Origin of the sequence: Opitutus terrae PB90-1 (assembly GCF_000019965.1) — a bacterium.
Taxonomy (GTDB): Bacteria; Verrucomicrobiota; Verrucomicrobiia; order Opitutales; family Opitutaceae; genus Opitutus; species Opitutus terrae.
The window spans coordinates 4,145,408-4,162,742 of the sequence record NC_010571.1 but is presented as its reverse complement, the minus strand read 5'-3'; the positions used below and the strand labels follow the sequence as shown (position 1 = coordinate 4,162,742).

The window sequence follows — 17,335 nt, the reverse complement described above, 5'->3', positions numbered from 1 at the left end:
GGGGCGCAGAACAGACACTGTGCTTTTTCTGGCGCGCGCTAGAATCTGAGGGTGTTGGTCAACATCCAAGTCTGGGGCGGCCTTATCCGATATGCCGCACCCGAGCCATCCGGTTGGACCGTGACCGGGATGAGTTCGTTGCCCACGCCCAAGTTGCGCACGTTGAGTTGCACATTCCACTCAACGTTACGCCAAACCTTTCGGCGCGTGTAGCCTACCCACATGTCGTAATTCGTCTCGCTCGGGCCCCGATACGGATCGGCCATGTCGAAGCTGATCTCGCTCGCCGTCGCGCCCGGGATTGGCTTGTAGCCAATGATGATGGACGATTCGTAGCGCACACCAGCGCCGACGTTCACACCCTTGAACATGCCACGATCGAACTCATAATTGGTGACCGCGTTCCAGCGCCACTTCCGCAGTTCGGGAACGTTGGTCCCTTCCTGCAGTTTCCGCTGGTTGAACTCCGAGCCGATGCCACCGTTCCAGTCGAGCAGCGTCGTCGTATTGCCGGCACCGCCCCACCAGATGCGCAGATCGCCCACGCCACCTTTGACGCCATCGTAACCTGCGCCGGGGGTCGTCAGGGCCTTGGTATAGGCTTCCATAAACGCCCGGAGGTTCGTGCCGCCAATGTTCTTCCGCTGCGCGGTCGTCTTGCTGCCGTTCAGGGCGATGCGCCAATTGCGCGTGGGCGAAGCGTTGAATTCGATTTCGTAGCCCTGCGAAGAACTGTCCTCGGTCACGGCAAAGCCATTGGGAGTAGTGGCCCCCACGCCGCGGGTCTTGTCGTCGAGGTTGATCTGCCACGCGGCATAGAAGCGCGGATCTACCTGCTTCTGCCACGCGCGCCAAGCGGCAATGACGCTGTTCTCACGAGCCTTGGCCTGCTCCGCTGATTCGCCGGGCGCCGGCTCGTAATTGTACATGGTGTTCGTCTCGTAGTCGGCCAGCGTGGGATCCGCCGCGTTCGCGATGGTGTCGCCCGTCCAGTTGAACTCGAAACGGTTCACCCAGTTGGCCGCCCACGCCTGCGAGGAGCCGATAAACCAAGCGTTGCTCAGCGCCGAGCTGCTGGCATTGACGCTGTCCGTGTTGTACTTGTTGAGCTTCAGGCTGTATTTGCCGTCCTTGGTCTCGAGCAGCAGGCCAACATCCTTGGTCTTGCCGGAAGGTGCGGCCAGCGGTTCACCGTAGACGTCGACGCGCTTGGCTTCGGGCTGGAAGTCCGTCGACTTGTTGTAGAAGAAGCTCACCAGGATCGGCAGACGGCTGAGATATGGGAGCTGGTTAAGATGGACGACTGCCGTCCACGCATGTGAGGTGACCGAAAGCGTGTTATCCGGATTCTCATTCAGCCGGTAGTTGGTCGGGCTGAGGTTAAGCCGTTGATAATTCTCTTTCAGGCTGGAGGCACTATCTTGATTCAGCGAATACGCCCAGGATTTCGCCGTGTCCTTGCGCACGCCAAACGTGCCGACCACCGCGTTGTCCCAGAAATGCGCCTGCCAGTTGAAGGCACGCGAATCGACCTTCGACTTGGTGAGCCGGGCGCTGTGCGTGTTCCGGTCCCGATTCGCGTCGGACGCGAGCGAGTCGAGGATGTTAACCGGGTATTGCCGGTAACCGACATAGTTGGCGAGATTCTCGGATTGCGTAAGGTAGCCTGGCGGATTCGTAGCTGCTCCGACGGTGCTGTAGGTAAGCACGTCGCCAGGGGTGCCCGTTGTGCCGCGGTACTGGCCGTCGGTCGTGAACGGAACTTGGCCAGGCAACGGATAGTAGTCGTCGTGCCACACCGCGCCCGGGTTCACATACGTCGGATCCGCCGGATTGGTGGAAGGCTTCCACGTGGCGTCGAATTGAATCGCCTTGCTGCTGCTTGCCAGCGAGGGGTCCACGCGAGGATTCGGGATATGCGCGCCCGCGGGCGTGTTGGCACTCGCCAGCGAATCGCCCAAATAAAGGAACACGAACGGCGTCATCGTATCGGCGATGAAGCTCGTCCGGGTGTTGATCGCATCAGTCGGGCTGCTGTTGATCACCCGTTCCCAAGCCGGATCGTCGATCGTCCAGCGCGCGAAATCGCGGGAGTCCTGTTCGACCCGGTCGCCAGATGCCATTCCGGTCAGCACATGCCGACCGAGCAGCTTGGTGAGCCAGTTCGTATGGTTCACATTGAAGTCGTGATCGGCAAACACCGTCACCCGGCCGGCCTCGCGGTTCTTGACCGACACGTTGTTCCCGTAAAGTCCACGACCACCGACGTACGGCTTGCCGAGGTTCGGGTTGGCGGTGCCATCTTCGTACGGCATGCCGTCCTTGCCGGTGGGCGTGCCGTCCGAATAGACGCGATTGATGTCGATATTCAGACTATCGTCGTTCAGCAACTGTACCTTGCCGCTCTTGTACCATTCGTTGTTGTAGGTCGCTTCGAAGCCAATCGCCTCGTTCAGGAACGTTTGCGCCAGGCTCACGTTGTAGGCCCGGAAGTTCTGGAACTCGTGCTTGGTCGGACCGTCGAACAGCTGGTTGTAAAAGTCGAAGACCGACGCATCGGTGAGCGACTTGTCCTTGAACACGCCAAACTTCCACGCCGGCAGATTGCCGTAGTAGAGACGGGCTTTCTGTGCGTAGCTGGAATAGGACGAAACGCTGGCGGGACGCATGTAGCGAACGACGGCGTTATTGCGCGTGCCGATGTTGCCACTGGAGTCCATACCGTGGTTGCCAAGGGGTTCCCACACCGCGCCGACACCCTGCGTTGGGTCGTCATACTGGAAATTGTACGCCGGACTCTTGAAGGATCCCAGCATGCCGCCGCCGATTCTCGGCTGGTAGAATTCGTTGGGCGTGCCGGCAAACTTGCCGCTCGCGAAATTCGGGTCGTTCGCATACCTGGGAATCAGGTAGCCCAGATAATTGCCGTTCGGCCCGTTGTGGCTGGCGCGGTCAAACCCGGAGTTCGGCCGGCCCGTGTTGTCGTCCTCGTTCTGCGCCGGATTCACGGTCATTTTGTTCAACTCCGGAAAGTTGAACGCCTGATCCTGCACATTGTGCCCGGCGTAGGTGCCGGTGTAGAACCACGGCGTGATGGCGTCGTTCGGCGGCAGCTGGCGCGGATTGTTGGAGTCGATATCGCCGAATTCGATATTCGCCTTGATGATGGTCCGGGCCGATCCCTTCTTCAGGAACCCCGGCTCCCAGCGCGTGGCCCCGTAAATGCGCTTCTGCCGTGAATAGGCCGGATCCTGCTTGAACTTCTCGTGGTTGTCCACCGCCGCGATCCGCAGCGCGAGCTCGTTCTTCACCAGGACCTTGTTGTAATCGATCATTCCCCGCGTGCTGCCCCAGCTGCCCACGCGAAATGAAACTTCGGTGGCGTCCCGGAAGCTCGCTTGTTTTGTCCGGGTGTTGATGATGCCGGCCGGGCTGCCTTGCCCGAAGAGAATCGAGTTGGGTCCGCGCTGCAGATCGACGCCATCCACACTGTAGCCTTCCCAGGGAATGTCGGTCATGAAGTAATCGCGCGTGTTGTCCGCCGAGGTCAGCCCGCGGATACGCGTGTTCGTGTTCGGGTTGATGAATTTGCTGGATTCATCGAGATGCGACCCATCGCCCAAACCGGCAAAGTTTCCGTAGAAGCCGCCGACCTCGGCGTTGGTGGTATATTGGAGCAACGTTTTGTTGTCCGTCGCGCCAATATCATTCAGCAGCTCGCTGGTGATCACCGACACCGCGTTGCCGACATCGCGCAACTCGGTGGCCAACCGATTGCCGGCCAGAGTCGTGGTTGCCGCGTAGCCGGTGGTGGCGGTGGATGACACTTCGAAAGGAGAAAGTACGATCACGTCCTCCTCGTTCACTTCTGCGCCGGGCGGTTGACCGGTCGATTGCGCGGCTTGAGCCAGCAGGCTAGCCGGTGCCGACATCAGCAGTGCAGCCAACACGGCTGCGCCCGCAGGCGAATACCTGTTCTTCATGGGATGGTGTACCTAGTCAGGGGTGGTTCTGAGACTTTCGTTTCTCAGAGTATTAGGTCCGTAACCAAGCAGCGTCAGCGTATGCGTGTTCCGCTTGGTGAGCGCATCCAAGCCCAGCCCACCTATTGCGGGAACACATTTGTTGCTCTCATAGGAGACGCTGGCAAGTGGCCCTGCTCTTCGTGCAACCGCCCACCTGTCACTCTATTGTTATCGGTCGGAATCCCCTGAATCCGACCTTACACTGCGGTTGTAAACAAGGCCCGGCAGCGCCACCGGCCCGCCGGGCTGCGCAGCGATATTCGCTCGCTCTTTGTCACCGCAGCGCGCCGCTGTTTACCCCGCCTCAGCGTGCCTCCACTTCGTCCAACCGGCGAAGGTTGCGACGCGCCGATTCCTGCGACGGATCGATGCGCACCACGGTCTCCCACTCGCGGCGGGCGGCGTCGGCCCGCCCCATCATGATGTAGGCGATAGCCAGTCCGTTGTGGGCATCTATGCTGTTGGGTTCGATCCGCAGGGCCGTTTCATAACGACTGATCGCCTCGTGCTGTCGACCAGGTAGATGGGACAGTACGAAACCGATCCGGCAATGCACCCAGGCCAGCGTCGGATCGAAATGCAGCGCCTCCTCATAGTGCGCCATCGCCTCGGGTAGGCGGTCAGGTGTCTTCAGGAGCAGGTCCGCCAGATTGGCATGCGCCTCGGCCAAGCCAGGCTTCACCCGTAAGGCCGCCTCGAGATGTGCGATAGCGTCCTGATCACGCCCACCCAGCCTCGCCAGTTCCACCCCGAGGCGGTGATGCGCCTCGGCATAGGTGGGCCGCAGCTCGATGGCGCGTTCGTACTCAGCCATCGCCTGCGCCTTGTCGCCCAACCGCGCCAACTCCAGCCCGAGGCCGTGGTGCGCGTCGGGGTGATCGGGCTTCAGCCGCAGAACCTCGCGATATGCCGCGATCGCCTCCTCTCGTCGCTCCGGCGAGCGAGCGAGCGTGACGGCAAGATTCATGTGCGCCATCCAACTCGATGGATTGCATGCGACCGTGGCACGGAAAAGCACCTCGTTGTCACGATACAAGGCGCTCTGTCGGTTCGCTAATACGACGAGCGTCGCAATTCCTCCCCACACCAGGCCGACGGTTGTTTTCTGCAACCACAACGGTTTTCCAGCCAGCCAGGCGGCGACGCCGCCCGTGGTTGCTACCGTCAAGCCCGCGCTCGCTAGATACTGAAAATGGTCGGCCACATAGGAAAACAGAAATGGATACACGTTGAAGAAGCCGAGCGCCGGGAAAAGCGATCCGGCATAGACCAGCCATCCGGCGAGCGGCCCCCGGGCGCGCTTGCGCAGCATCCACAACCCGAGCGTTATCCCCACGGCCGCGACCAGATAGCCGATCCACTGCCAGGCTTCGTTCGCCACATCCCAGCGGGGATAGTAGAAACATAGCCCCGTCGGCCAAACGAACTTGCCCAGGTAGAACCAGAGCACGCGTCCCGCCAGTAACAGTCGCTGCACAAACGTGAGCGCGAACTCGGGCCCATCGGCGCCGATCCAATTGCGCTCGAACCACGAAGTAAACAGCCCGAGCGCCAGCGCTGCCACGAACCAGGGCAGCAACGGCCCGACGTCTCTGCGCCAGCCGATCCTTCCCTGCTTCCACCACAGCACCACGAGCAGCGCCGCCGGCAACGTAACCGTCACGGTCTTGCTCCCCACTGCGAGCAAGAACAAGACCGACGCGAACACGTAGCTCCCCCATCGACGTGTCTGCGAAAAATCGAGGTAGACCAGAGCGGACAGCAGATAAAAGACGAGTGACAGGGTGTTCTTTTGCTCGCTGATCCAAGCCACCGACTCGACGCATACCGGATGGACGGCGAACACCGCGGCCGCCACCCACTCGAAGTTCCGCGGCCCGCCCGCGCCGTCGGGCCTCCGCCACAAAGAACGCAGCACTACGGCCAGCAAGCAGCATGACGTGGCATGCAATGCAACATTCAACAAATGATAGCCGAGCGCATAGTCTCCCCATAGCCGATGTTCGAACCAGAAGGCGCTGAAGAGGACGGGATAGTATTGTTGCGTCGCTCGCATGTCCGTCCAAATGCGCAGAAGTCCGCTCCACGATCGAAGCTCGGGCTTCGTTATGTGCGCCGGGTCGTCCCACAGAATGCTCCCATGGAGGGCCGGCCAATAGCACGCCAGCACGAGCCCGAAAACCAACAGCGGTCCCGCCCATGTGAAGATCTGGTGTGCCCAGGCTCTGTCGCGCATCCGCATCTTCGCAAGCTACGCGGCGTCCGGCGGCAAAATCAATGATACTATTCAACGAGCTCGTCGGCTGAGCATCGGGATAAGACCAACAGTTTTCGGAGCCGTTCTGAATCACTGACAGCTCAGCGCAGCTCCGAGCGGAGCCAGTCCCGCAGCAAATGCAGATCGTAGCGCAGCGAACGATCGATGCTGATGTCGGCGCGCATCAGAAAGTCGCGATCGATCAAGTTCCGCTCTCCCTGCTTGAGCACGGTGCCATTCGCATCCGTCAACGTGAACGTCAGCTTGATCCGCGGCGGATAAAGCTCCTTCACCACGCGCACCGACGTCGCTCCTACGCGGATCGATGGCAGATGATCGCCCGCGAGGTCCACATCCGTGAAGACGACCTTGAGCCGCTGCCCTTCGCGCAAATGGCGGCGGGCCTCGTCGACGACCGCCTCCCGGAACTGCGCCGCGGCATCTTCCGGCCGGATCGCATTGCCCCACGGCTCGTCGGAAAAATCGGTGAAGCGATCCATGTCCTTGAACTCCACCTGCACGCTGTCCGGATCCGCCGCGGGCTGATTCGAGAACTGTTGGCACCCACTGAGGGCCACGGCGCCGAGCACTGCCGCACCCATCAGGCGCACGAAAGAAGATGTTTTCATCCGAATGAGCGAGCCGTCGGCACCAGCGCTGTCAGGCTCTGCCCATTATACGCCTCAGCCCCGGCCAAAGTGTCACTCGCCGCCACAATTCCGGAAATCTCCGTAATGCTCAGTCGCGCCGCGCACGACGCTCAGCGCGCCCAGCCCCAGCGCCGGGTAAACGGATAGTAGATCACGAGCGGACGGCCAATCGCGTCTTTGTCCGGCACGAAGCCCCAATAGCGGCCGTCGAGGCTGCTGCCGGAGTTGTCGCCGAGCGCCATGAAACTGTTTTCCGGGACCGTGACTTGCTGGCCCTTGAGCAGATACTGGCCGTCGTTGCGTGAATAACCGTTGTGCTGCGCATTGAAGTAGCCGCGATACGGCGGCACGCGCTGCGCATTCAGTCGGAAGCTCTCCGCCCCGGTGATCGGTGCGCCGTTCCGATACAGCGTCGGCTCCTTGATTTCGAGCACGTCGCCGGGCAGCCCGACCAGGCGTTTGATGTAATACTGGTCGTCGCCAATTCCCGCGATATGCCCGGTACGAAACACGAAGCCCTGCCCGACCTTCGGTTTCACAAAGTGATACGATACCCGATCAACGAACAGCTGATCGCCGGTGAGGATGTCGAAGCGCAGGATCGGATCTCCGGCGCGCGCGTTCTGCTTCAGCGTCAGCCGCACGTTGCGCGAATAGTCTTCGGGCGAGCCCATCCCGCCGCGCTGCCGTCGCACGGCTCGTGCCTGCCGCGTTTGCAGGAACTGCGTGAGAAACCCCGACTCGCCGCCGAAGAAAGTGTCCGCCACGACCCGGTCAAACTCGTTGAAATCCAGCGGGACTGTCACCGTGGCTGCGCGGCCGTTCACCAGGAACGTATATTCCTTCACCTGCGCCGGCAGGATCAGCCAGTTGCGGCCGTTTCGCACCTGATACGCCATCGCCCCGGTGTTTTCGTCGAACTCGGCGGTCACCTCGCCGCTGGCGGGCGCGACCACCGTCCGGCGCTGCGCGCCGAAGGCCAGGAAGCGCAGCGCTTGCTGCCACAAGGCGGGCGCAGGCCGGTCTGGCGGCAGATTCTCCGCCGTCATCCCGTAATACGTCGGCCACATCGAGTTCGTCGGAATCTTGAACGGCTGTACGAAATACGTGCGGATGCCCAGGATCACGATGGCGGCGACGAGGAAAAATTCGACGTTCTCGACGAGCGAGCTTTTCGGATACAACGCGCCGCCGGTCCGGCGCAACACGCCCTCGAGGGCCTCGATGCCCAGCTTGAGTCGCGCCGCGTCGGCCCGCGCTTTCAGCTGCTGCCGCAACTCCCGGCTGCGGGTCAGGAGCTCATCGTTGTCCTGGGGTGAAAGCTGGTCGCGGCGGAAATGCCAGACCTTGTCGGCGAGTTCGAGCCAGTTGGCCGCGTGGGCGCGGGTTTTCTTTTCCTGGGAAGCGAAGAAGCCGAACATGGGATGGGGAGCGGAAAGCGGAGAGTCTAGAGCAGAGCGCCCAGAGCGCAACGGTCCGAGATACGAAGCGAGGCGCGAAATCGGAGGGAGCGACGGACAAGGCGGGCTCTAGACTCTGGACTCTCAGCTCTGGACTGCATCTGGACCGCTCAGTTCGTTTTCAGCACCTTGATGAACGCATCCGATGGGATCGAAACGCGGCCGAACTGTTTCATCTTCTTTTTGCCCTCTTTCTGCTTGTCCAGCAGCTTGCGCTTCCGGCTGATGTCACCGCCGTAGCATTTGGCGGTAACGTCCTTCCGCATTTCCTTCACGTTGTCGCGGGCGATGACCTTGCCGCCGATGGCCGCCTGGATGGCAACCTTGAACATCTGCGGTGGAATGATCTCGGCGAGCTTCTCACACAGCTCGCGTCCTTTTCCTTCGGCCTTGTCGCGGTGCACGATGCTCGCAAAGGCATCGACCGGGTCGCCGTTGATCAGGATCTCCATCTTCACGAGATCCGCGGTACGGTACTCGCCCAACTCGTAGTCCATCGACCCGTAGCCGTGCGTGATGCTCTTCAACCGGTCGTTGAAATCGACGAGAATTTCGTTGAGCGGCAGAATGCATGTGAGCATGACGCGGGTCGCGTCGAGCGTGTCAGTGTGATCGACCACGCCACGTTTTTCCATCACGAGGGCGAGGATGTCACCCATCGCGTCGTTCGGAATATGGATCGCGGCCTTGATCGTCGGCTCCTGGATTTCCGTGATCGTGCCGGGATCAGGTAGGTTGATCGGGTTGTCGACCTCGATCACCTCACCGCCGTGCTTCACCACGCGATAAACCACGCTCGGATATGTCGAGATGATGTCGACGTCGTGCTCGCGCCGGATCCGCTCCTGGATGATTTCCATGTGCAGCAGCCCGAGGAAACCGCACCGGAATCCGAATCCGAGCGCCACCGAGCTTTCCGACGAGTAAACGAAGGCCGCGTCATTGAGCCGCAGCCGGCCGAGCGCCGCCTTCAGCTTTTCGTAATCAGAGGTATCGACCGGATACAGGCCGCAGAAGACCATCGGCCGAACCTCCTTGTAGCCTGGCAGCATCTGCGTGGCCGGATGCCGCGACAGCGTGATCGTGTCGCCGGTCTTGATCTCGGACGTGTCCTTCACGTTGGAGACGATGTAGCCGGTGTCCCCTGCCCCGAGGGCGTCGACCTTCTCCATCTTGGGGGTGAAGATGCCGACCTCCTTGATCTCGGAGCGAAGCCCGTTGCTCATCAGCAGCATCATGTCGCCCGACTTGAGCGTGCCGGAAAACACACGCACGTAGGCGATCACGCCGCGATACGCATCGTAAAGCGAATCGAAGACCAGCGCGCGGGCCTGCGGGTAATCGGTCCAGCGTGGCGGCGGCACGCGGTGCACCACCGCCTCGAGGATCTCCTCAATCCCGATACCGGCCTTGCCGCTGGCAAGAATCGCCTCTTCGGCCGGAATGGTGAGAATATCCTCCAACTGCTTGAGGCAGAGTTCGAGATTCGCGCTCGGCAGGTCGATTTTGTTGATGACCGGAATGATCTTCAGCCGCTGCCCCACCGCCAGGTGCGCGTTGGCGACGGTCTGGGCCTCCACTCCCTGGGCTGCGTCGATCAACAGCACCGCGCCTTCGCACGCGGCGAGGCTCCGTGAGACTTCGTAGGAGAAGTCCACGTGTCCCGGCGTGTCCATGAGGTTCAGCTTGTAGACCTTTCCGTCTTTCGCCGGATAGGTCATCGTCACGGGATGCGACTTGATCGTGATGCCACGCTCCTTCTCGAGATCCATCGAGTCGAGGTGCTGATCGGTGAGCACCCGCGCCGACACCTGGTTGGTGTGCTCCAGCAGCCGATCCGAGAGCGTGGTTTTGCCGTGATCGACGTGGGCGATGATGCAGAAATTGCGTGTGTTTTCGGCAGACATCGTCAGGCGTTCAGGTCGCCGAACTCGGCGTAGCTTTTCACGACCCAGGATTTGTCGGTGCGGCGGGCCATGCCCGCGAGCACCGCGCCCGGCCCGAGTTCCCAGAACTCGGTGGCACCGGCGGCGACGGCGCTGCGCATGCAGTCCTCCCAGAGCACGGAGGAGACGACTTGCTTGACCAACGCGGCCTTCAGCGCGGCCGGCTCGCGAATCGACTGGCCGGTCGTATTGGTGAAGACGGTGAACGCCGGTGTCGAGAACGGCACCGTGTCGAGAAATTTGGCGAATTCCGCGCGCGCCGGCTCCATCAACCGGCTGTGATACGCGCCGGCGACATTCAGCGGGAGCACGCGCTTCATGCCGCGCGCTTTGCCGGCGGCAACCGCGGCTTCGACCTTCGTCTTCTCGCCGGAAATGATGATTTGGCCCGGCGCGTTGAAATTTGCCGCCTCGACGTCGAACTCGCGGCAGAGCTCCGCAACCTTTTCGCGCTCTTCGCCGACGACCGCCGCCATCCCGCCGGTGGTCTGTTCGCAGGCCCGCTGCATCAACTCGCCGCGTTTCGCGACCACGCGCAGCCCGGTGGCGAAATCGAACACCCCGGCCGCCGTGTAAGCGGTGATCTCGCCGAGACTCAGGCCCAGCGCGAAGTTCACCTCCGGCAGCTTTTGCTGTTCCCGCAGCGTCGCCAGCAAGGCCAGACCGTGCACGAACAGCGCCGGCTGGCAGACGCGGGTTTGCGTCAAATCGGCGTCGGGGCCTTCGAAACTGACGCGGGCCAAGTCCCAGCCGAGCACGCGGTTCGCCTCGTCGTAAACCGCCCGCGCAGCCGCGGAGCTGGCGAAGAGCGACTGCCCCATGCCGACTTTCTGAGCGCCTTGTCCTGCAAACAAAAGTGCCAAAGCCATGGTAAAAACGTGCGAGACAATCGCCCGTTCCCGCGGAATCCAAGCCCTAAAAACGCTTCAGTTGCTTGAAATATTTCGCGTCGTCCTGCGCCTTCAATTGTTCGCTGAGGCTCGGCGGGGGCGGCGCCTCCGGCTGGGCGGCGGGCGCGATCAGCGGCGGGATCGGATTGGAGCGCACGACGGTGGGCGGCGATGCGAGCTCCGCGAGATCTGCCGCGAGCGGCGCGAGTGCCGGAGCGTCTCGCAAATACGGGTTCTCCACCATCGCTGCGCCGCGACCACTTGTTGAAACAAGATCGGCAAACGGCTGGCCCGCGGCTCGGCCGGGTGAGTCCGCGAGCGACTGGAGCAGCTCAGCGCCACCGGCCGGACCGCTCTCGGGTTTCGGCGCCAGGAGCTTGAAGTCGCCCGCGGTCATCCACGAAGCCATGTAGCGATCCAGCGGATTGATCACGTCGGGCGAGGACTCCTTCAGGTCTGCAGCGGGGCCGGCCTCGGCCGTCGTTCGGTCGCCCGCGGATTTGGACGTGGCAATCGCATCGAGCATCGCCATCAGCTTTGCGGCGCGATCCAGTTCGCCCGCGTGGCCATCGGCTGGAGTCTCGACCGGCGCCGCTGCCGCGGCTGCGGGTTGTTCCTGCTTCGCCATCGCTTCGATCAACCAGTTGCGCGATTTCTCTTTTTCGCGCTGCAGCTCCCGCAAACGCTCTTCTTCCGTCAACTTTTTGCCGCGCAGCGTGGTGGTCGGCATCGACGTTTCCGCCTTCAATTCCAACGTCGGAGCCGGGGGCAGCTCGATCTTCGGACGCTCGCTCGTGCTCTCAGCGGGCGCCTTGAGCGCTTCGTAGTCACGCTTCGCACCGGAGATTCCACCGTCCGCCCGGGCGTTGGTTTCCGGCGCAGCGGTCAGTTGACCTCCCAGCGCCATCAGCAGCGCCGCGGCGATGAGCAATCGGTCGCAAGCTCTCGCGCCGGCGCAGCTCACGTCTTCATGAAGATGCCCTTCAGGTTCATGTCGAGCGCCTGCGGGTTCGGCGAGAACCTGAGTCCATCGGCTTTGCTGATCTTCCCGGCCTTGATCAGCCGGTAGAGATCTTTGTTGAACGAGTAGCTGTTCGAGTCGCCGCTGCCTTCGAGGATGCCTTGGATTTTTTCGAACTGCCCCTCGAGGATCAGATTTTTCACCACGGCGTCGGCGGTCAGGATTTCGTTGGTGACGACCCGGCCACCGCCTTCGAGCGCGGGAATGAGCTTCTGACAGATGAAACCGCGCAGCGACCCGGCAATCGCCCGCCGCGCCTGGATCTGCTCTTCCGGCGGGAAGAATTCGAACAGGCGTGTCAGCGACTGCGCCACCGTTGCCGCGTGCATCGTGGAGAAAACCAAGTGGCCCGTCTCCGCCGCCGAGATCGCGGTCTCGAACGTCTCGCGGTCACGCATTTCGCCGATGAGAATGACGTCGGGGTTTTGCCGCAGGACGGCTTTGATGGCCTCGTCGAAACTCGAGACGTCGAGCCCGATCTCGCGCTGTTGGAAAAGCGATTTCTCGTCCTGGAAGGTGTATTCGATCGGGTCCTCGATCGTGACGATGTGCTTGTCCATGTTCTGATTCACCCAGTTCAGCATGGCCGCCATGGTCGAGCTCTTGCCGGAACCGGTGGCGCCGCACACGAGCAGGATGCCGTCCTTCGCCTGCACCAACCGGACCAGCGCCTCGGAGGCAAAGTCGAGCCCGAGCTGCGCGAACGTCGGCACGGTGCTCTTGATGTGACGCATGACGATGCTGACGAGCCCGCGCTGGTGAAACGCATTCACGCGGAACCGGCCGATCGATTCGACCGCATAAGCAAAGTCGATCTGTCCCGATGCCTCCCATTTCTGCCGGAAGACCTCCGGCACATGTTCGTCCACGAACGCCTGCGCCTCGGGACTGGTGATCGGGTCCATCTCCACCGGTTTGAGCCGGCCGGCCAGCCGCACGTAGCCCGGTTTGTTGGCTTTGATGATCACGTCGCTCACGCCGCTGTCCACCGCGAGCTTGAGCAGATCGTTGATGATTTCGGTGTGGGGTGTGAGGGTGGACATGGGTAGATTAGCGTTGCGGATTCTCTAAATCGCCCTGCGATGTTCAGCAAGGCTGCTTTGCCCAGACTCCATGAAACAGCGTCCGCTCACTGGCACGATCACCGCGCTTGTCACGCCCTTCCGCAAGGGGGCCGTCGCATTTGACGACCTGGAGAAACTGGTCGCGTTTCAAATCAAAGGCGGAATCGACGGCCTGGTGCCGGTCGGCACGACCGGCGAATCGCCGACGTTGAGCCACGAGGAGCACATGGACGTGGTGCGGGCGGTGATCGCCGCGGCGCGGAAGCGCGTGCCGGTGCTCGCCGGCACCGGCTCGAACTCGACGCACGAAGCCGTCGAACTCACCAAGCTGGCGCATGACGCGGGAGCCGATGCGATGCTCGTGGTTGCGCCCTACTACAACAAGCCGAGCCAGGAGGGGCTTTTCCAACATTACTGTGCGATCGCGGATGTCACCGACCGGCCGATCGTGCTCTACTCCATTCCCGGACGCTGCGGCATAGAGATCGGTGTGCCGGTCGTGGAGCGACTCGTGCGTCGCTACCGACACGTGCGCTGGATCAAGGAGGCCGGCGGCAGCGTTGATCGCGTCGATCAGCTGAAGCAGGCGCTGGGTTCGGACATCACGGTGTTGAGCGGCGACGATTCGCTGACCCTCCCCTTCCTGGCCGTCGGCGCGGAAGGCGTGATCAGCGTCGCCTCGAACCTGTTCGTGCGCGAGGTGAGCCGAATGGTGCAGTTCGCGCGAGCCGACGAGTTTGCGAAGGCCGCGAAGGTGCACCGGCAGCTGTATCCATTGTTCAAGGCGCTGTTCATCGAGCCGAACCCCGCGCCGATCAAGGTCGCGCTCGCCCGCGCCGGCGTGATCGGATCTGACGAGGTGCGGCCGCCGCTCGCGCTGATGAGCGCCGCCAATCTTGCCGTGCTGACCAAGGCGCTCGCCGGTCTCGGACTGCGTCGTTGATCCCACCATGGCTTCCCCGCGTATTTTGATCAACGGCGCCAAGGGTCGGATGGGGCAGGCACTGCTCGCCGCCGCCAGGGAATTTAACCTGCCCGTGGGCGCAGCGATCGATCTGGGCGACGATCTCGCCGCCGCGGTTGGTCAGAGCGACGTGATCGTCGACTTCAGTTCGCCGGCGGGCACGCGGGCGGTGATCGACCAGGCCCTCGCCCAGAAAAAAGCCCTGGTGATCGGCACCACCGGTCATGCGGCGGCGGTTAAGGCGGAACTGATCGCACTCGCAGCCCGCGTGCCGTGCGTCTGGTCGGGCAACTACTCCGTGGGCGTCAACGTGCTCTTTGCGCTCACGCGCCAAGCCGCGTCGCTGCTGGACAGCAATTACGACGCCGAGGTGATCGAGATGCATCACCGTTTCAAGAAAGACGCGCCCAGCGGCACCGCGGCGCGGCTGGCCGAAATTATTCTCGAGGAACGGAAACTCGCGCCGGACGCGCTGCGCTATGGTCGCGAAGGCATCACCGGCGAGCGCACGTCGACCGAGGTGGGCATGCATTCGTTGCGCGGCGGCGATGTGATCGGTGATCACACGGTGGTGTTTGCGGCGCTCGGCGAGCGGGTGGAATTGACGCACAAGGCAAGCGATCGCGCGATTCTCGCGCGCGGGGCCTTGCGCGCGGCGCAGTGGATCGCGGGTCGGCCCGCCGGGCTCTACGATATGCAAGACGTGCTCGGCCTGAGGTAGCCGAGGCCTACATCTCTGGTCCCGAGTCGATGATCACCTCGATCCAAGGCACGCTCGTTTCCGCCACGCCGCTTCAGGCGATTGTCGAAGTCGCCGGGTTCGGTTACGAGGTCCACATTCCCGTGACCACGGCGGAGCGGCTGCCCGCGGCCGGCGCCGCCGTGAAGCTCCACACGCTCGTGATTTATCGCGAGGACTCGCAGACGCTCTACGGTTTCGCGTCGCCGGCGGAACGCGATTTCTTCCGGCTGATGATCGAGCACGTCACGGGGGTCGGCCCGAAGATGGCCCTGAGCATCATGAGCCGGCTCGCGCTTCCCTCCCTGGAAAGCGCCATTCGCATGGGCGACGTGGCGAGCCTCGCGAAATGTCCGGGCATCGGCAAGAAAACCGCCGAGCGGCTGGTGGTCGAACTGCGCACCAAGGTCGGTGCCACCGGCGCTGCGCCGGGTCTCGCGACCCAACCGGCGGCGGCCGCCTCGCCGGGAGCGAGTGCACACCGCGACGCCGTGGCGGCGCTCGTGGCGCTCGGTTATCGCTCCGCGGACGCCGACGAGGCCGTGCGCCGCGCCAGCCTCGCGCTGGGCGAGGCGGCCACAACGGAATCGCTGATCAAGAAAGCGCTAAGCTGAGCCGATCGCTGCGATCGAGGTAGCGCGCCGTGCCCTCGAGATGCTCGTCGGCGCCGCGGGATGAGATTCTCCAAGCGCGGTGGGCCCATGTGCTCCCGCCGCAAGACGCGCCCGGCACGCGTGTCGGCGCCGTTCAGAAACAGCAAGGCGGGGTCAGCGACCCCGCCTTACAACTCACCCGTTGACGGTGGGCGTTACTTCTGGAATCGCCACGCGGTCATCTCCGCGGGCCCCTGAAACCGCCGCGGACTACGGAACAGCAAATCGTCCGGCTGCGAACTCGGGCGCTGCTCGAGCCAGAGCTCTTCCGTGGTGACCTTGCGCAATTGCACCCGATCCATCCAGTCCAGCGGCACCTGGTTGGCGCCGCTGACGACGAAGCGGGCATTCGGCGTGCTGGATTCAAATCCGGCAAACGCGGACTGCAGCGCCACGCGCTCCGACAACGGCGTGGACGCGGCGGGTGTGTCGACAGCCGCAGGCGCGACCGCGCGGGTCGTTTCAACGGCCACGACCGTTGCCGCCGCGGGCGATGCGGGGTCGCTCGGCTGACGGTTCATCACCAGCACCAGGGCCACGCAGGCGGCCGCGGCCAGTCCGCCCACCACGTAACCCACCTGCGCCAGCTGGCGGCGGTGCGTAGCCGCGCGCGCGCGAACCTGTTCCCGCTCCGGCGCCTCGGTACGAAAATTCTCGGCGAGCAGCACGCACGCCTTCTGCATCTGGCAATACTGCCGGTAGATCTTGCGGCGCTCGGGTGAGCGCTGGATCTCCGCTTCCAGCGAGGCCGCATCCTCGGCATTGATCTGGTGATCAACGTAGAGGTTGAGCAGCTCGATGAATCTTGAGTCGTTCATTTGAAGTCCTCCCCCAGTCGACTGCGCAGGCTCTCGCGAGCTCGGGCGATCCGACTTTTAACCGTGCCGACGGAGATGTTGAGGATGTCGGCAATCTCCTCATACGAGAGATTCTTCACATTCCGCAGAATGAGAATCTCCCGGTGTTTGGCGCTGAGCTTTTCCATGCCGCGCCCGATGCGGCTCACGAATTCCTGCGTAACCGCGATGTCGTCGGGGGTCTCGACTTCGGCTGGAATGATCTCGGCGAGCGTGGTGGCGTTGTCGGAGCTCACGGGGGCATCGATCGAAACCGACTGGTCGCGCTTCCGCCGCCACCAATACCAGTAGCGGTTGCGGGCGAGATTGGTGGCGATTTGGTACAGCCACGTGGAGAACGCGGACTCCCCGCGGAAGTTGGTGAGGCCGCGGTGGGCGCGGATGAAAGCATCCTGGGTGACTTCCTCCGCGTCCTGGGAGTTGCGGAGCAGCTGGTTCACCATCGCGTAGATCCGGTCCCAATAGCGCGACACCATCTCATCGAACGCAGCATGATCACCGCTCTTGAAGCGGTCCACGAGGATGCGATCGAGGGCAACTTCCTGCGCTTTGGAAGACATACGTTCTGCCTCGGTCTGATGGGTATATTTTTGGATTGTTCCCAAGATTTTAGGCGGGCCGGATTGCTTACCGATGACGCCCGGGACGGTCAATCGTAACGCCGGACGTGCCGCCAAAAACTGCTTGCCAACGCCAGAAGGCAAAACCCATTTTGCTTGTTCCTTTGCTGGGGGTTGGTAGCTCAACGGTAGAGCAGCGTCCTTTTAAGTCGTTGGTTCCGGGTTCGAATCCCGGCCAACCCACCATTG

13 protein-coding genes and 1 tRNA gene are annotated in these 17,335 nt (G+C 62.6%); 4 read left to right on the top strand and 10 right to left on the bottom strand.

Annotation, left to right across the window (positions count from 1 at the left end; genetic code table 11):
- Positions 1 to 38: 38 nt before the first annotated feature.
- From OTER_RS16190 to OTER_RS16155, 8 genes are all read right to left on the bottom strand, one after another.
- Positions 39 to 3,932 (bottom strand): TonB-dependent receptor plug domain-containing protein, encoded by a 3,894-nt coding sequence (locus OTER_RS16190; RefSeq protein ID WP_012376008.1) that lies wholly within the window; start codon positions 3,930 to 3,932, stop codon positions 39 to 41.
- 397 nt (positions 3,933 to 4,329) lie between these two features.
- Positions 4,330 to 6,081 (bottom strand): tetratricopeptide repeat protein, encoded by a 1,752-nt coding sequence (locus tag OTER_RS16185; RefSeq protein ID WP_158305457.1) that lies wholly within the window; start codon positions 6,079 to 6,081, stop codon positions 4,330 to 4,332.
- Positions 6,082 to 6,383: 302 nt separating this feature from the next.
- Positions 6,384 to 6,911 (bottom strand): DUF3016 domain-containing protein, encoded by a 528-nt coding sequence (locus tag OTER_RS16180; protein ID WP_012376006.1) that lies wholly within the window; start codon positions 6,909 to 6,911, stop codon positions 6,384 to 6,386.
- Positions 6,912 to 7,042: 131 nt separating this feature from the next.
- On the bottom strand, positions 7,043 to 8,353 hold the full coding sequence (lepB, locus tag OTER_RS16175) for a signal peptidase I (RefSeq protein WP_012376005.1): 1,311 nt from the start codon (positions 8,351 to 8,353) through the stop codon (positions 7,043 to 7,045).
- Between the two features lie 149 nt (positions 8,354 to 8,502).
- Positions 8,503 to 10,299: a translation elongation factor 4 gene (gene lepA / locus OTER_RS16170; protein WP_012376004.1), complete on the bottom strand. Its 1,797-nt coding sequence runs from the start codon at positions 10,297 to 10,299 to the stop codon at positions 8,503 to 8,505.
- Positions 10,300 to 10,301: 2 nt separating this feature from the next.
- On the bottom strand, positions 10,302 to 11,207 hold the full coding sequence (gene fabD / locus OTER_RS16165) for an ACP S-malonyltransferase (RefSeq protein ID WP_044891818.1): 906 nt from the start codon (positions 11,205 to 11,207) through the stop codon (positions 10,302 to 10,304).
- A gap of 46 nt (positions 11,208 to 11,253) precedes the next feature.
- Positions 11,254 to 12,192: a hypothetical protein gene (locus tag OTER_RS16160; protein ID WP_158305456.1), complete on the bottom strand. Its 939-nt coding sequence runs from the start codon at positions 12,190 to 12,192 to the stop codon at positions 11,254 to 11,256.
- Positions 12,189 to 13,292, bottom strand: coding sequence for a type IV pilus twitching motility protein PilT (locus OTER_RS16155; protein ID WP_012376001.1), 1,104 nt, complete (start codon positions 13,290 to 13,292; stop codon positions 12,189 to 12,191). Before OTER_RS16155 ends, OTER_RS16160 begins: the two co-directional genes overlap by 4 nt.
- Before the next feature lie 70 nt (positions 13,293 to 13,362).
- Between OTER_RS16155 and dapA the strand changes: the two genes are divergently transcribed.
- From dapA to ruvA, 3 genes are read left to right on the top strand one after another with little or no spacing between them, the layout of a single operon-like run.
- Entirely contained in the window at positions 13,363 to 14,256 is an 894-nt protein-coding gene (gene dapA / locus OTER_RS16150) for a 4-hydroxy-tetrahydrodipicolinate synthase (RefSeq protein ID WP_012376000.1), read from the top strand.
- Between the two features lie 7 nt (positions 14,257 to 14,263).
- Positions 14,264 to 14,998 (top strand): 4-hydroxy-tetrahydrodipicolinate reductase, encoded by a 735-nt coding sequence (gene dapB / locus OTER_RS16145; RefSeq protein WP_012375999.1) that lies wholly within the window; start codon positions 14,264 to 14,266, stop codon positions 14,996 to 14,998.
- 29 nt (positions 14,999 to 15,027) lie between these two features.
- A complete protein-coding gene (ruvA, locus tag OTER_RS16140; protein ID WP_012375998.1) occupies positions 15,028 to 15,630 on the top strand; it encodes a Holliday junction branch migration protein RuvA in 603 nt (200 codons plus the stop codon).
- A 194-nt stretch (positions 15,631 to 15,824) separates the two neighbouring features.
- Here the strand turns inward: ruvA and OTER_RS16135 are convergent, their stop codons facing one another.
- Entirely contained in the window at positions 15,825 to 16,487 is a 663-nt protein-coding gene (locus OTER_RS16135; RefSeq protein ID WP_012375997.1) for an anti-sigma factor family protein, read from the bottom strand.
- Entirely contained in the window at positions 16,484 to 17,272 is a 789-nt protein-coding gene (locus OTER_RS16130) for an RNA polymerase sigma factor (RefSeq protein WP_237702374.1), read from the bottom strand. Before OTER_RS16130 ends, OTER_RS16135 begins: the two co-directional genes overlap by 4 nt.
- Between OTER_RS16130 and OTER_RS16125 the strand changes: the two genes are divergently transcribed.
- Positions 17,258 to 17,332: transfer RNA gene (locus OTER_RS16125), tRNA-Lys, on the top strand. The two genes, OTER_RS16130 and OTER_RS16125, sit on opposite strands and share 15 nt — an antisense overlap.
- The last annotated feature ends 3 nt before the right edge of the window (positions 17,333 to 17,335 follow it).

Coding starts and splice junctions, on each gene's coding strand:
- dapB (WP_012375999.1), top strand. CDS start 14,264: ATGGCTTCCCCGCGTATTTTGATCAACGGCGCCAAGGGTCGGATGGGG.
- OTER_RS16180 (WP_012376006.1), bottom strand. CDS start 6,911: ATGAAAACATCTTCTTTCGTGCGCCTGATGGGTGCGGCAGTGCTCGGC.
- fabD (WP_044891818.1), bottom strand. CDS start 11,207: ATGGCTTTGGCACTTTTGTTTGCAGGACAAGGCGCTCAGAAAGTCGGC.
- OTER_RS16155 (WP_012376001.1), bottom strand. CDS start 13,292: ATGTCCACCCTCACACCCCACACCGAAATCATCAACGATCTGCTCAAG.
- OTER_RS16135 (WP_012375997.1), bottom strand. CDS start 16,487: ATGAACGACTCAAGATTCATCGAGCTGCTCAACCTCTACGTTGATCAC.
- lepB (WP_012376005.1), bottom strand. CDS start 8,353: ATGTTCGGCTTCTTCGCTTCCCAGGAAAAGAAAACCCGCGCCCACGCG.
- OTER_RS16190 (WP_012376008.1), bottom strand. CDS start 3,932: ATGTCGGCACCGGCTAGCCTGCTGGCTCAAGCCGCGCAATCGACCGGT.
- OTER_RS16185 (WP_158305457.1), bottom strand. CDS start 6,081: ATGCGAGCGACGCAACAATACTATCCCGTCCTCTTCAGCGCCTTCTGG.
- lepA (WP_012376004.1), bottom strand. CDS start 10,299: ATGTCTGCCGAAAACACACGCAATTTCTGCATCATCGCCCACGTCGAT.
- ruvA (WP_012375998.1), top strand. CDS start 15,028: ATGATCACCTCGATCCAAGGCACGCTCGTTTCCGCCACGCCGCTTCAG.
- dapA (WP_012376000.1), top strand. CDS start 13,363: ATGAAACAGCGTCCGCTCACTGGCACGATCACCGCGCTTGTCACGCCC.